The sequence below is a fragment of the Streptomyces sp. NPDC006385 genome (assembly GCF_040612485.1).
In the GTDB taxonomy this organism is placed as follows: Bacteria; Actinomycetota; Actinomycetes; order Streptomycetales; family Streptomycetaceae; genus Streptomyces.
Window position 1 is genome coordinate 76,947 of sequence record NZ_JBEXQG010000009.1, and the last position, 12,474, is coordinate 89,420.

The following is a 12,474-nucleotide window of genomic DNA, read 5'->3' on the forward strand; positions in this document are numbered from 1 at the left end:
CGGTTCGCTGTCTCACGTTCCGCCTTCGGATCACCCGGACGAGTGATGCTGTACCCGGTGGTCTTTAGCGAGAGTAATGAGGTACGCTAAAGAACATGTCGGACCTCACCCATGGCGACGACGCTGCCGCCGTGAACTCTCTGCGCTCCGCCGTGATGCGACTGTCGCGTCGGCTCAAGCACCAGCGGGTCGACGAGTCGCTGAGCCCCACCGAGATGTCGGTGCTGGGCACCCTCTCCCTCTGCGGCAAGGCCACCCCCGGTGAGCTGGCCCGCAAGGAGCACGTACAGCCACCGTCGATGACCCGCATCGTCGCCCTGCTGGAGTCCAAGGGGCTGGTCCGCCTGGAGCCGCACCCGGACGACCGGCGCCAGAAGGTCGTCACCAAGACCGAGCAGGCCGAGGCGATGCTCGAGGAGAGCCGCCGCAAGCGCAACGCCTTCCTCGCCACCCTGGTCGAGGGCCTGGACGAGGACGAGTGGGCGAAACTGCGCGCCGCCGCCCCCGTCCTGGAGAAGCTCGCGCATCTGTAAGCCGTAGCACCGCAAGGAGGCGAACCCTTTGAGTACGGGACCCGGAGCAGCTTCCGCACCCGCACCGGACACCGACGACTCTCTGTCCACCCCCACCAGCCGCTCCTCGATGTTCAGCTCGCTGAAGGTCCGCAACTACCGCCTGTTCTTCCTCGGCCAGGTCGTCTCCAACACCGGCACCTGGATGCAGCGCATCGCCCAGGACTGGCTGGTGCTCAGCCTCACCGGCTCCGCCACCGCCGTCGGCATCACGACGGCCCTGCAGTTCCTGCCGATGCTGCTCCTCGGCCTCTACGGCGGCGTCCTCGTCGACCGTCTGCCCAAGCGCCCTACGCTGCTCGTCACGCAGACGTCGATGGCGGCCACCGGCATCGGGCTCGCCGTCCTCACCCTCGGCGGACACGTCCAGGTCTGGCACGTCTATCTCGCCGCCCTGGCCGTGGGACTCGCCACGGTCGTCGACAACCCGGCCCGGCAGTCCTTCGTCACCGAGATGGTCGGCCCCGACCAGCTTCAGAACGCGGTCAGCCTCAACTCCGCGAACTTCCAGTCCGCCCGTCTGGTCGGCCCGGCCGTCGCCGGCCTGATGATCACCGGCGTCGGCACCGGCTGGGCGTTCCTCGCCAACGGCCTGTCCTTCGTCGCGCCCATCGCCGGACTGCTGCTGATGCGGGCGCGTGAGCTGCATGTCGTCGAGCGCGCCCCGCGCGCCAAGGGGCAGCTGCGGGAGGGGCTGCGGTATGTCGCCGGGCGCCCGGAGCTGATCTGGACCATCGTCCTCGCCGGGTTCGTCTCCACCTTCGGCTTCAACTTCCCGGTCTACCTGTCGGCCTTCGCCGACGACGTCTTCCGCGCGGGCGCCGGCTCCTACAGCCTCTTCAACACGCTGATGGCGGTCGGCTCCCTGGCGGGCGCCCTGCTCGCCGCCCGGCGCGGTACGGCCCGGATGCGGGTGCTGATCGTGGGGGCGGTGGCCTTCGGCGCCATGGAGATGGTGGCCGCGTTCGCGCCCTCCCTGTGGCTGTTCGCCCTGCTCATGGCTCCCATCGGCATGTTCGGCATGACGGTGAACGTCACCGCCAACAGCAGCATCCAGATGTCCACCGACCCCGCCATGCGCGGCCGCGTCATGGCCCTGTACATGATGGTGTTCATGGGCGGCGCGCCGCTGGGCGCGCCGATCGCCGGCTGGATCACGGACGCGTACGGCGTCCGGGCGGGCCTGGCGGTGGGCGGTGCCATCACCGCCGCCGCTGCCGTCACGATCGCCCTGGTGCTGGCCCGGGTGGGCGGCCTCAGGCTCTCGGTCGGCTGGAACCACGGCCACCCGCAGGTGCGGTTCGTGCCCCGGGAGCGGCGGGAGGAGCAGGTGGCGGCGGTGGCGTAGGAGGGGCCGGGCGGGTCAGTCGCGGGGGAACTCGTCGGTCTTGAGGACGAGACCGACCGGGGTCCCCGTCAGGTCGATGTCCTCCCCGAAGGGGAAGCTGACGTCGCTGTGGTACTTGCCGTCCTTCGGCAGGGTGTGCAGGTGCCACTCGCCGGCGTACGGGTCCACGATCAGGTACACCGGCACTTCGGCCGCGGCGTACGCGTCCTTCTTCGGGCCGTGGTCGTTGGCCGCCGTGTCCTTGGAGATGACCTCGGCGACGAACTCGACGTCCTGATAGCGCCAGCGCCCCTTGCTGTCCTTCACCGACCGATCGGCCATGGCCGCCAGGTCGCAGGCGAAGCCGTTCAGGTGCCCGGGGAAGTCGATCCGCACGTCCGACGCCAAGCGCTTTTGCGAGTACTTGGCGTCCATCTGCTTCGCGATGCCGAAAATGATCTCCCAGTGGCTCTGCCGCTGCGGTGACATGAAGATGTTCCCCCCGACGATCTCGACTTTCGTTCCCTGGGGGACGGGCATCTTCTCGAGCCACTCGAACAACACGTCCAGAGTCAGCTCGCCGCACTCCTCGGCCATCTCGATCCTGTCGTCAAGGACGGTCATCGTGGCGCTCCTCCCCGGCTGCCGCTCGGTCACGGGCAGCCGCGCAGTACAACGATACGCACGGTGACCGGGTCACGTGTGGCCGTGGTCACGCGTACGGCCCGCGGGGACTAGACACGGCGGGCCAGCACCTGCCCCGGCCACTTCCCGTCCGCCCCGGCGGTGTAGGTCTCGGTCGGGGTGAAGCCGTTGCTCTCGTAGTAGCGGACGAGCTTGCCGTCGTCGCCCGCGTAGCAGTCCACCCGCAGCAGCGAGACGCCCGCGCGCCGGGTCACCTCGGCGGCGTGCGCGATCAGGGCGCTGCCCGCGCCGTGCCCCTTGAAGCGGCGGTCGGAGACGAGCCAGTGGATGTACCGCTCGGGCTCACCGGGCGGCGGCAGGTGGGACAGGGAGGCGCCCGGTGCGTCGGCGAGGGTGAGGGTCCCGGCCGGCACGCCGTCGACCTCGGCGATGAAGACGCTGCCCTCGTCCATGTCCCGGGTCACCGACTCGACCACCTTCGGGTTCTCCGACAGGCGCCTCGTCCCCCACTGCCCCGGGCGCCCCTGCGCGACCAGCCACTGCGCGGAGCTGTCGAGCATGCCGAGTATCGCGGGGAGGTCGTCGGGCCCGCCTTCTCTGATGGTGATCGCGCTCCGGATTTCCATGGCTCCATGATCTCCCCTGCGCGATCTGCCCAGGGGCGTACGGGTCAGTCGCGGGGGAACTCGTCGGTCTTGAGGACCAGGCCGACGACGGTCCCGGTCAGGTCGATGTCGTCGCCGAAGCCGAAGCTGACCGCGCTGTGATACTCGCCGTCCTTCGGCAGGGTGTGCAGGTGCCACTGCGCGGTGTACGGGTTCACGACCAGGTACACCGGTACTTCGGCGAGGGCGTAGGCGGTCTTCTTGGGGCCGTGGTCGTTGGCGGCGGTGTCCTTGGAGATGACCTCGGCGACGAACTCGACGTCCTTGTACTGCCAGCGGCCCTTGTCGTCCTTCTGGGCGTCCTCCGCGAGAGCCGTCACGTCGGTGGCGAACCCGTTGAGATGCCCGGGATAGTCGATGCGGATGTCGGACTTGACGCGCTTGCGCGGGTACTTGGTGCGCAGTTGTTCGACGATGTCCAGGGCATCTTCTCCAGCCACTCGAACAGCGTGTCGAGCGTGAGTTCGCTGCTGCTTTCGGCCATCTCGATCCTGTCGTCAAGGACGGTCACCGTGGCGCTCCTCCCCGGCCGCCGCTCGGGCACGGACAGCCGCGCGGTACAACGATACGCACGGTGACCGGGTCACACGTGGGTGCGGCGGTGAGACTGGACGCATGAGACTCTTCGCCGCCGTGCTGCCGCCCGAGGCAGTGGTCCAGGAACTCGCCGCCCAGGTCGACCGGTTGAGGAAGCTGCCCGGCGCGGACGGGCTGCGCTGGACCGGCCGGCCCGGCTGGCACTTCACGCTCGCCTTCTACGGCGAGGTCGACGACGACCTCGTCCCCGACCTGTCGGCCCGCCTGGAGCGCGCCGCGCACCGCACCGCCCCCTTCCGGCTGGCGCTGCGCGGCGGGGGCCAGTTCGGGCGCGGGCGGGCCCTGTGGGCGGGCGCGGAGGGGGACGTGGCGGCCCTGCGGCTGCTGGCGGACCGGAGCGAGGCGGCGGCGCGCAAGGCCGGGGTGCCGATGGGGGAGCACCGGCGGTACAAGGCCCACCTGACGGTGGCCAGGAGCCGGTCGGCGGTGGACGTACGGCCGTATGTCACCGCCCTCGACGCCTTCATGAGCCGTGCGTGGACGGTGGAGGAGCTGGTGCTGGTGCGCAGCTGTCTGCCGCGGTCCGGGGTGGCGGGCGAGCAGCCTCGCTACGAGGCGGTCGCCCGCCGGCCGCTCGGCGGGGCCGGTTAGGCTCGTTCGCGTGGACCCCAAAACCCGGAACCGGATCATGGCCGGTGCGCTTGTGCTGATGTTCGTCGTGGTGGCGTTGGCGGCGGCGCTCGGACGGTAGTCGTCGCCCGAGCACCGCCCCGTCCCGACGACTGCTACCAGGCGAACGCCTCCGGGGACGGCCCCGGGCCGGGGAAGATCTCGTCCAGCCCCGCCAGCAGTTCCTCGCTCAGCTCCAGTTCCGCTGCCCGCAGCGCGGACTCCAACTGCCCGGCGGTGCGCGGGCCGACGATCGGGCCCGTCACGCCCGGGCGGGTGAGCAGCCAGGCCAGGGCGGCCTCGCCGGGCTCCAGGCCGTGCTTGTCGAGCAGGTCCTCGTACGCCTGGATCTGCGCTCGTACGGCCGGGTCGGCGAGGGAGTCGGCGGCCCGCCCGGAGCCGCGCCGCCCGCCCTCGACCTCCTTCTTGAGCACGCCGCCGAGCAGTCCGCCGTGCAGCGGCGACCACGGGATGACGCCGAGGCCGTAGTCCTGCGCGGCCGGGATGACCTCCATCTCGGCGCGGCGCTCGTAGAGGTTGTACAGGCACTGCTCGCTGACGAGGCCGATGGTGCCGCCGCGGCGGGCGGCGATCTCGTTGGCCTGGGCGATCTTGTACCCGGGGAAGTTGCTCGACCCCACGTACAGGATCTTGCCCTGCTGGACGAGGACGTCGATGGCCTGCCAGATCTCCTCGAACGGCGTGTTCCGGTCGATGTGGTGGAACTGGTAGACGTCGATGTAGTCGGTCTGGAGCCGCTTGAGCGAGGCGTCCACGGCACGCCGGATGTTCACCGCCGACAGCTTGTCGTGGTTGGGCCACACCTCGCCGTCCGCGCCCATGTTGCCGTACACCTTGGTGGCGAGGACGACCTTGTCGCGGCGCTCGCCCTTCGCGAACCAGGTGCCGATGATCCGTTCGGTACGGCCCTTGTTCTCGCCCCAGCCGTAGACGTTCGCGGTGTCGAAGAAGTTGATGCCGGCGTCCAGCGCCGCGTCCATGATCGCGTGGCTGTCGGCCTCGTCGGTCTGCGGTCCGAAGTTCATGGTGCCGAGGACCAGTCGGCTGACCTTGAGTCCCGTGCGTCCGAGCTGCGTGTACTTCATGGCTGCACGCTAGCCAGGTGGAGTGCGCTCCAGGCAACCGTGGGGGAGGTGTGATCGCTCGGTGCCCTCACCTTCACGGAATGTTCAGGCCGCGGCGTTGTCCGGACGATCATGGTGTTTTACCATCACTTGACCAGTTCGTTGAAAGATAAAGGAAATTTCATGAGCACTGCTCTCACCCCCCTCCGCCGCGCCGCTGTGGTGGCCGCCGTCCTCCTCGGTGCCCTCGGTGCCACGTTCGCCGCCCAGTCCCCGGTCCACGCGATCGGTGTCGGCCACCCGGGCTCCTGCCAGGCGGCGGACCAGGACGGCAACCGGGTCTGCCCGAGCCGGTAGGTCCCTCGCCCTGCGGCCGGCTCCGTGCTCCGGGGCCGGCCGCGGGCACTGAGCGCTCGGGGTGTCAGTCGCCGGGGAAGTCGTCGGTCTTGGCACCGCCCTTGGCAGGGATCGGCGATGACGTAGACGGGCACCCCGGCGCCGACGCCTTGGTGCGGGCCGTCGGGCATCAGGCCCCGTACGGCTCGCCCAGGTCCCACGCCTGATACATCGCCTCCGCGAAGGCTTCCGCGACCTTGTGCTCGCCGCTCGCGTTCGGGTGCGTGCCGTCGTAGGTGTCGAGGTGAATGTCGTACGACGGGGGTGGGGAGGCCAGGAGGAGGGGCGAGCGGGGCCCGTCCAGGTCGGCGACCGCCTTCCCCAGCAGTTCGTTGAAGCGGGCGACCTCCGCGGCGAAGGGCGCGTCCGCCTCGGCGCGGACGTTCGGGATCACCGGCAGCACGACCATCCGGACCCGCGGGTTGGCCGCCCGTGCCCCGGCCACGAACGCCCGCATGTTCTGCGCCGTCTGCTCGGCGTTCGTGTAGAAGCCCAGGTCGATCAGGCCCAGCGACACCAGCAGCACATCCGCCCGGTGCGCCCGCACGGCCTCGCCGATCAACGGCGCCATGTGCAGCCAGCCCTCGCCCCAGCCGGCCAGGTGGGCACGGGGGAAGGCCGGGTCGCAGCCGGGGGCGTACTCGTACGACGTGGGCGCGTCCGTCGCCTTGTCGTACAGGGTCTCGCGCGGGCCGACGAGGGCGAAGGGGCCGCCGTACGTCTCACGCAGGTGCTGCCACATGCGGTAGCGCCACGTGTGTTCGCCGGCGCTGCCGATGGTCATGGAGTCGCCGACGGGCATGAACCTGAGCATCCGCTCATGATGGACGATCGCTACCAATCGGTAGGGGCGGGCGCGGTGTGAAGCCGGACACGCCAGCGATTCCTCAGGCCGGATGGCAGGCTTGGGGCATGCGCCGACCGCTCGCCATACTCGCCGGGGTCCTTCTCACCGGTGCGCTCACCCTGCCCGCCTCCGCCGCGGACGGCGACGAGGACTTCACGATCAAGGACCCGCGGATCACCGAGTCCAGCGGTCTCGCCGCCTCGCGTCAGCACCCGGGCATCTACTGGACGCACAACGACCAGGACAAGGGCGCCTACCTCTACGCCGTCGACAGCCGCACCGGCGAGACCGTCGCGACGATCACCATGACGGGCGTGGGCACCCCGCGCGACGTGGAGGCCATCTCCATGGGGCCGGACAACCAGCTCTACGTCGGCGACATCGGCGACAACGACGGTGTGGAGTGGCCCTATGTGTGGGTCTACCGGCTTCCCGAGCCCAAGACGCTCAAGGACCAGACGATCCGTGCCACGCAGTACGTGGTGAAGTACTCCGACGGGCCCCGCGACGCCGAGTCGCTCGTCGTGCACCCCAGGACCGGGCGCGTCTACATCATCGACAAGCAGGAGGACGGCGGGCACCTGTACGAGGCGCCGGCCAGGCTCTCCCCCTCCGGCACGAACGTCTTCGAGCCCGTCGCGCCGGTCGACCTGTGGGCCACCGACGCCGCCTTCTCGCCGGACGGCGAAACGCTCGCCGTGCGCGGCTACTTCTACGGCATCGCCTACGACTGGAACGGCGGCAGGCTCAAGCGCCTGGAGCGCATCAGCGTGCCCCTCGGACAGGGCGAGTCCGCCACCTACTCCCGCGACGGGAGCAAGCTCATGCTCGGCAGCGAGGGCGCCGGCAGCGCCGTGATCGCGAACGACGCCCCCGGGGACGCCGGATCCTCCGACTCCTCGCCCGGCGCCGGGAGTTCGGCCTCGGACGACGGCGCCGGCGGCCCGAGCGGTGACCTCAAGGTCGGCGCCGTCGCGGTGGTCGTCGCCTGTGTCCTCGTCTTCGGTCTCCGGCGGCTTCTGCGGAGGGGATGAGGGGAGAGCGCGCGGGTCCGGGGGCGGACGGGCAGGGCGGGGCGGGGCAGCGAGCCGGACACGATCCGGCGGGCCGGGTTCTGGGGTGTCGGGCCGGGTTCTGGGGTGTCATGGGCGAGCTGTGGCAGGTCGCGCTGTGCGTGGGCGTCCTCGCCGCCCTCGCGTACCAGGCGATCGAGCCGCGCGGACAGGACGACCGCTGTGAGGCCCGTCGCCGCTGGAGCGCCATGCTCGTGGAGCCGGCGCCCTAACTCTCCTCCGCGCGCCGGGCGACGATGACCTCGAGTCCGTCCAGGATGCGTTGCAGGCCGAACTCGAAGTGGTCGAAGCCGGGGGTCCAGGTGTCCTCGTCGAGGGAGGCGAGGAGGGGATAGCGGCCGGACGCCATGATCTTCTCCAGTACCGGGGTCTGGGCCTGCCAGAACTCCGCGTCCGTCAGGCCCGTCCGGCGCTCTGCCTCCCGCTGGTACAGCTGGTTGCGCGCGGCCCCGACGACATAGCCGTCGATCATGATGATCGCCGAGACCAGCTCGCGGTCGGTCAGACCCATGGGCTTGATGCGGGCGAGCACCTTCTCCAGCCCGTCGAGCGCGCTCGGGCCCAGGATCGGGCGGGACTGGTTGACCTGGAGCAGCCAGGGGTGGCGCCGGTAGAGGGCGAGGGTCGCGCGGCCCATGGCCTCCAGCGCCGAGCGCCAGCCGCCGTCGCCGAGGTCGGCCGGGTTCTCGGAGGGGCGCTGGACGCGGTCCAGCATCAGGTCGAGCAGCTCCGCCTTGCCGGGGACGTACCGGTACAACGACATCGTGCCGGTGCCCAGCTCGGTGGCGACGCGGCGCATGGACACCGACTCCAGTCCCTCGGCGTCCGCGACCCGGACGGCCGCTTCCACGATCTGGTCCAGGGAGAGGGTCGGCTTGGGCCCGCGGCTCGGACGTCGGCCTGTGTCCCACAGCAGCTCCAAGGTGCGGACGATGTCGCCGCTGCCGCTGGTCTCCGTGTCGCTGGTGCCGCCCTTGCCGCTCGTCATGCCGTTCAGCTTAAGTCCTTCCGAAAAAAATTGGGTACGGTGTACGCGCAATCGGGTACGCTGTACTCAATTAACGAAAGGGGGACCCATGGGGGACGACGGATACGCGGTCCGGGCCGAGGGCCTGGAGAAGCGCTACGGCGACAAGCGCGCCCTCGACGGCTTCGACCTCGCAGTACGGGAAGGCACGGTGCACGGCCTGCTCGGTCCGAACGGCGCGGGCAAGACGACGGCCGTACGCATCCTGTCGACGCTGATCAGGCTGGACGGCGGCCGGGCGACCGTAGCCGGACTGGACGTGGCCCGGCAGCCGCGCGAGGTCCGCGCGCGCATCGGGCTGACGGGTCAGTACGCGGCCGTGGACGAGGTGCTCACCGGCCGGCAGAACCTGGAGATGTTCGGCCGGCTTTTCCACCTGGGCGGCAAACGGGCGAAGCTGCGCGCCACCGAGCTGCTGGAACAGTTCGACCTGACCGACGCCGGCGACAAGGGCGTCGGCAAGTACAGCGGCGGCATGCGGCGCCGCCTCGACCTCGCCGCCTCGATGATCCTCGCCCCGTCCGTCCTCTTCCTCGACGAGCCGACGACGGGCCTCGACCCGCGCAGCCGGGGCGAGGTCTGGGAGTCGGTGCGGGCGCTGGTGGCGAGCGGCACGACCGTGCTGCTGACCACGCAGTACCTGGAGGAGGCCGACAAGCTGGCCTCGCACATCACCGTCATCGACCAGGGGCGGGCCATCGCCGACGACACCCCCGACGGGCTGAAGAACCTCGTCGGCGGTGACCGTATCGAGGTCGTGGTCGCCGAGCGGTCCGACATCCCGCGGGTCGTGAAGGTGGTCGCCCGGGTCTCGGATGGTGAACCCGAGTCCGACGAGAACGAACTGCGCGTCCACGCGCCGGTCACCGACCGGGTGCCCGCGCTGACCGAGGTGGCGCGCACGCTCCAGGACGAGGGCGTCGCGGTCGAGGACATCGGGCTGCGCAGGCCGAGTCTCGACGACGTGTTCCTGCGCCTGACCGGCCACCGCACCGAGCAGACCGAGAAGGAGGCCGTCGCATGACCGCCGTCGACACCGCCGTGGACCTCACCGTCCCGGCCACCCGGGGCCGCCTGTACTGGGCCCTCGCCGACGTCTGGAACATCGTCCGCCGGGGCATCACCCACTACCAGCGCCAACCGATCAACATCGCCTGGCAGTTGGGCTTCCCGATCCTGTCCGTCCTGCTCTACGGCTATGTCTTCGGCAGCGCGATGAAGGTGCCCGGCGGCGGGGACTACACGCCCTATCTGATGCCGGGCATGTTCGTGATGACGATGGCGTTCGGCTTCATCAACACCGCGACGCTCGTCGTCTACGACTCGACGAAGGGTGTCATCGACCGTTTTCGCTCCATGCCGATGGCCTCCTCCGCGGTGGTCGCAGGGCGCGGCATCACCGATCTGCTCGCCGCCTGCGCGGAGTTGGCCATCATGATGCTGACGGCGTTCGCGATGGGCTGGCGCCCGGACGGCGGCCTCGGCTTCCTCGGTGCCTTCGGACTGCTGCTGTGGCTGCGGTTCGCGCTGATCTGGATCGGGGTGTGGCTGGGCCTGCTGGTGCCGAACCCGGAGGCCGCGGGCGGCCTGTTCGCCGTCGCCTTCCCGCTCACGATGATCTCCAGCATCTTCGTCGCGCCCCAGCTGATGCCCGACTGGCTGGGCTGGGTGGCGGCCTGGAACCCGATCTCCTCCACGGCGGCGGCCACCCGTGAGCTGTTCGGGGTGCCGCGCGAGGCTGTGGCCGGGGACTCCTGGGTCGAGCAGCACGCGCTGCTGATGGCCGGGGTGTGGCCGGTGATCCTCACGGCGATCTTCCTGCCGCTCGCGGTGCGCCGCTTCCAGAAGCTGAGCCGGTGACGGGGGGTTGAGGGCGTTGATGGCCGGTTGACGGGCGGTTGAGCTCGCCGGGGTCGTGCCCTCCCAGGGTCTTGACGTGCCCATGGTGCGTCAGTTCTCTGGGAGGTGCGCGGCGTTATGGGAGCGCTCCCATTCCGTTCCGGGTGCCGCGCCTCCCCCCGAGAGGAAGCAGCCACATGTTCCGCACTCTGCGCAGAGCGCTGTGTGTTGCCGCGGCGCTCCTGTTACTACCGCTGGCCGGCACGCGGTCGGCCCACGCCGACGACGTGACCGTGCAGGCGGGCGGCGCCGGCTACTGGCACACGAGCGGCCGCCAGATCCTGGACGCGGCCGGGCAGCCGGTCCGTATCGCCGGGATCAACTGGTTCGGCTTCGAGACCGGCAACCACGTCGTCCACGGCCTGTGGGCCCGCGACTACAAGAGCATGATCGACCAGATGAAGTCGCTGGGCTACAACACCATCCGCATGCCCTACAGCGACGACATCCTCAAGCCCGGCACCATGCCGGACAGCATCAACTACGACGGCAAGAACGCCGACCTGCGCGGCCTGACGTCGTTGCAGGTCCTGGACCGGATCGTGGCGTACGCCGGTCAGCTCGGCCTGAAGATCGTCCTCGACCGGCACCGTCCGGACGCGGCCGGCCAGTCGGCACTCTGGTACACCTCCTCGGTCCCCGAGTCGACGTGGATCAGCAACCTCAAGGCCCTGGCCACGCGCTACAAGGGCGACCCCACCGTCGTCGGCATCGACCTGCACAACGAGCCGCACGACCCCGCCTGCTGGGGCTGTGGCGACACGTCACGGGACTGGCGGCTGGCCGCCCAGCGCGCGGGCAACGCGGTGCTGTCGGTCAACCCCCAGCTGCTGATCATGGTCGAGGGCGTCCAGTCCCACAACGGCGTCAACGGCTGGTGGGGCGGCAACCTGATGGGCGTCGCACAGCACCCGGTCCACCTGGACGTCCCGAACCGGCTGGTGTACTCCGCCCACGACTACGCCACATCGGTGGCCCAGCAACCGTGGTTCAGCGACCCGTCCTTCCCCGCCAACATGCCGGGCATCTGGGACAGGTACTGGGGCTACGTCTTCAAGCAGAACATCGCCCCGGTCTGGCTCGGCGAGTTCGGCACCACACTCCACTCGACGGTGGACCAGAAGTGGCTGTCGGAACTGGTGAAGTACCTGCGCTCGACATCGACGTACGGAGCGGACTCCTTCCACTGGACGTTCTGGTCCTGGAACCCCAACTCCGGTGACACGGGCGGGATCCTGAAGGACGACTGGTCGACCGTGGACACCGTGAAGGACGGCTACCTGGCGAGCATCAAGGCGCCGGGGTTCGCGCCCGGCACGGGCGGGGGCGACCCCGACCCCGACCCCGACCCTGATCCCGACCCCGGCGGTGGCACGGCCGCGTGCCGCGCCGCCTACTCCGTCAGCAGCGACTGGGGCGGTGGCTTCAACGCCGAGGTGAAGGTGAGCAACACCGGCACGACCCCGGTCAAGTCCTGGAAGGTGACCTGGACGTGGAGCGGGTCCCAGAAGGTCACGTCCATGTGGAACGCCTCGTACACACAGACTGGGGGCACGGTGACCGCGTCCAACGCCGCGCACAACGGGGCGATCCCGGCGGGCGGTTCGGCGAGCTTCGGTTTCGGGGGTGCGCCCGGGGGCGGGGGTGTGCCGAGTGTGAGTTGTACGGCTACGGCTGCATGACGGGTTTCGTGACAGGGGTGCTCGGTGGTCGGGCACCCTCACCCGCGAGG

14 protein-coding genes and 1 pseudogene are annotated in these 12,474 nt (G+C 70.1%); 9 read left to right on the forward strand and 6 right to left on the reverse strand.

What is annotated here, in order from left to right; genetic code table 11:
- The first annotated feature begins 95 nt into the window (after positions 1-95).
- Together ABZ078_RS09620 and ABZ078_RS09625 are read left to right on the forward strand one after the other, a co-directional pair.
- Positions 96-533, forward strand: a complete 438-nt coding sequence (locus ABZ078_RS09620; RefSeq protein ID WP_356573363.1) for a MarR family transcriptional regulator — start codon at positions 96-98, stop codon at positions 531-533.
- A 28-nt stretch (positions 534-561) separates the two neighbouring features.
- The gene (locus ABZ078_RS09625; protein WP_356573365.1) at positions 562-1,920 is read left to right on the forward strand and encodes an MFS transporter; all 1,359 of its coding nucleotides are present in this window, start codon (positions 562-564) and stop codon (positions 1,918-1,920) included.
- Between the two features lie 15 nt (positions 1,921-1,935).
- Here the strand turns inward: ABZ078_RS09625 and ABZ078_RS09630 are convergent, their stop codons facing one another.
- The 3 genes and pseudogenes from ABZ078_RS09630 to ABZ078_RS09640 form a co-directional block, all read right to left on the reverse strand.
- On the reverse strand, positions 1,936-2,523 hold the full coding sequence (locus tag ABZ078_RS09630; protein WP_356573367.1) for a Uma2 family endonuclease: 588 nt from the start codon (positions 2,521-2,523) through the stop codon (positions 1,936-1,938).
- Positions 2,524-2,633: 110 nt separating this feature from the next.
- Complete coding sequence (locus ABZ078_RS09635) at positions 2,634-3,170, reverse strand: GNAT family N-acetyltransferase (RefSeq protein WP_356573369.1); 537 nt, start codon at positions 3,168-3,170, stop codon at positions 2,634-2,636.
- A 44-nt stretch (positions 3,171-3,214) separates the two neighbouring features.
- A pseudogene (locus ABZ078_RS09640) lies at positions 3,215-3,720 on the reverse strand (Uma2 family endonuclease).
- 104 nt (positions 3,721-3,824) lie between these two features.
- On the opposite strand from ABZ078_RS09640, the gene thpR reads away from it, so the two are divergent.
- Positions 3,825-4,397: an RNA 2',3'-cyclic phosphodiesterase gene (gene thpR, locus ABZ078_RS09645; protein WP_356573371.1), complete on the forward strand. Its 573-nt coding sequence runs from the start codon at positions 3,825-3,827 to the stop codon at positions 4,395-4,397.
- A gap of 134 nt (positions 4,398-4,531) precedes the next feature.
- Here the strand turns inward: thpR and ABZ078_RS09650 are convergent, their stop codons facing one another.
- Positions 4,532-5,521 (reverse strand): aldo/keto reductase, encoded by a 990-nt coding sequence (locus ABZ078_RS09650; RefSeq protein ID WP_356573373.1) that lies wholly within the window; start codon positions 5,519-5,521, stop codon positions 4,532-4,534.
- Positions 5,522-5,683: 162 nt separating this feature from the next.
- Here ABZ078_RS09650 and ABZ078_RS09655 point away from each other — a divergent pair, with 162 nt between their 5' ends.
- Positions 5,684-5,857, forward strand: a complete 174-nt coding sequence (locus ABZ078_RS09655) for a hypothetical protein (RefSeq protein WP_356573375.1) — start codon at positions 5,684-5,686, stop codon at positions 5,855-5,857.
- A gap of 169 nt (positions 5,858-6,026) precedes the next feature.
- On the opposite strand, the gene ABZ078_RS09660 is transcribed toward ABZ078_RS09655, so the two are convergent.
- The gene (locus ABZ078_RS09660; RefSeq protein ID WP_356573377.1) at positions 6,027-6,710 is read right to left on the reverse strand and encodes an SGNH/GDSL hydrolase family protein; all 684 of its coding nucleotides are present in this window, start codon (positions 6,708-6,710) and stop codon (positions 6,027-6,029) included.
- A gap of 98 nt (positions 6,711-6,808) precedes the next feature.
- Between ABZ078_RS09660 and ABZ078_RS09665 the strand changes: the two genes are divergently transcribed.
- Both ABZ078_RS09665 and ABZ078_RS09670 read left to right on the forward strand, forming a co-directional pair.
- Positions 6,809-7,777: a WD40 repeat domain-containing protein gene (locus tag ABZ078_RS09665; RefSeq protein WP_356573379.1), complete on the forward strand. Its 969-nt coding sequence runs from the start codon at positions 6,809-6,811 to the stop codon at positions 7,775-7,777.
- 110 nt (positions 7,778-7,887) lie between these two features.
- A complete protein-coding gene (locus ABZ078_RS09670) occupies positions 7,888-8,028 on the forward strand; it encodes a hypothetical protein (RefSeq protein ID WP_356573381.1) in 141 nt (46 codons plus the stop codon).
- Here ABZ078_RS09670 and ABZ078_RS09675 read toward each other — a convergent pair.
- Complete coding sequence (locus tag ABZ078_RS09675; protein ID WP_356573383.1) at positions 8,025-8,804, reverse strand: TetR/AcrR family transcriptional regulator; 780 nt, start codon at positions 8,802-8,804, stop codon at positions 8,025-8,027. The genes ABZ078_RS09670 and ABZ078_RS09675 overlap by 4 nt on opposite strands.
- Positions 8,805-8,892: 88 nt before the next feature.
- Between ABZ078_RS09675 and ABZ078_RS09680 the strand changes: the two genes are divergently transcribed.
- The 3 genes from ABZ078_RS09680 to ABZ078_RS09690 all read left to right on the forward strand — a co-directional run bounded on the left by ABZ078_RS09680 (position 8,893) and on the right by ABZ078_RS09690 (position 12,424).
- Positions 8,893-9,867 (forward strand): ATP-binding cassette domain-containing protein, encoded by a 975-nt coding sequence (locus ABZ078_RS09680; protein ID WP_356573385.1) that lies wholly within the window; start codon positions 8,893-8,895, stop codon positions 9,865-9,867.
- The gene (locus ABZ078_RS09685; RefSeq protein ID WP_356573387.1) at positions 9,864-10,703 is read left to right on the forward strand and encodes an ABC transporter permease; all 840 of its coding nucleotides are present in this window, start codon (positions 9,864-9,866) and stop codon (positions 10,701-10,703) included. The genes ABZ078_RS09680 and ABZ078_RS09685 overlap by 4 nt, the downstream gene beginning before the upstream one ends.
- A 176-nt stretch (positions 10,704-10,879) precedes the next feature.
- Positions 10,880-12,424, forward strand: a complete 1,545-nt coding sequence (locus ABZ078_RS09690; protein WP_356573389.1) for a cellulase family glycosylhydrolase — start codon at positions 10,880-10,882, stop codon at positions 12,422-12,424.
- Positions 12,425-12,474 lie beyond the last annotated feature (50 nt).

Excerpts from the sequence above, each read along its gene's own strand:
- ABZ078_RS09620 (WP_356573363.1), top strand. The coding sequence starts at position 96 with ATGTCGGACCTCACCCATGGCGACGACGCTGCCGCCGTGAACTCTCTG.
- ABZ078_RS09630 (WP_356573367.1), bottom strand. The coding sequence starts at position 2,523 with ATGACCGTCCTTGACGACAGGATCGAGATGGCCGAGGAGTGCGGCGAG.
- ABZ078_RS09635 (WP_356573369.1), bottom strand. The coding sequence starts at position 3,170 with ATGGAAATCCGGAGCGCGATCACCATCAGAGAAGGCGGGCCCGACGAC.
- thpR (WP_356573371.1), top strand. The coding sequence starts at position 3,825 with ATGAGACTCTTCGCCGCCGTGCTGCCGCCCGAGGCAGTGGTCCAGGAA.
- ABZ078_RS09650 (WP_356573373.1), bottom strand. The coding sequence starts at position 5,521 with ATGAAGTACACGCAGCTCGGACGCACGGGACTCAAGGTCAGCCGACTG.
- ABZ078_RS09655 (WP_356573375.1), top strand. The coding sequence starts at position 5,684 with ATGAGCACTGCTCTCACCCCCCTCCGCCGCGCCGCTGTGGTGGCCGCC.
- ABZ078_RS09660 (WP_356573377.1), bottom strand. The coding sequence starts at position 6,710 with ATGCTCAGGTTCATGCCCGTCGGCGACTCCATGACCATCGGCAGCGCC.
- ABZ078_RS09665 (WP_356573379.1), top strand. The coding sequence starts at position 6,809 with ATGCGCCGACCGCTCGCCATACTCGCCGGGGTCCTTCTCACCGGTGCG.
- ABZ078_RS09670 (WP_356573381.1), top strand. The coding sequence starts at position 7,888 with ATGGGCGAGCTGTGGCAGGTCGCGCTGTGCGTGGGCGTCCTCGCCGCC.
- ABZ078_RS09675 (WP_356573383.1), bottom strand. The coding sequence starts at position 8,804 with ATGACGAGCGGCAAGGGCGGCACCAGCGACACGGAGACCAGCGGCAGC.
- ABZ078_RS09680 (WP_356573385.1), top strand. The coding sequence starts at position 8,893 with ATGGGGGACGACGGATACGCGGTCCGGGCCGAGGGCCTGGAGAAGCGC.
- ABZ078_RS09685 (WP_356573387.1), top strand. The coding sequence starts at position 9,864 with ATGACCGCCGTCGACACCGCCGTGGACCTCACCGTCCCGGCCACCCGG.
- ABZ078_RS09690 (WP_356573389.1), top strand. The coding sequence starts at position 10,880 with ATGTTCCGCACTCTGCGCAGAGCGCTGTGTGTTGCCGCGGCGCTCCTG.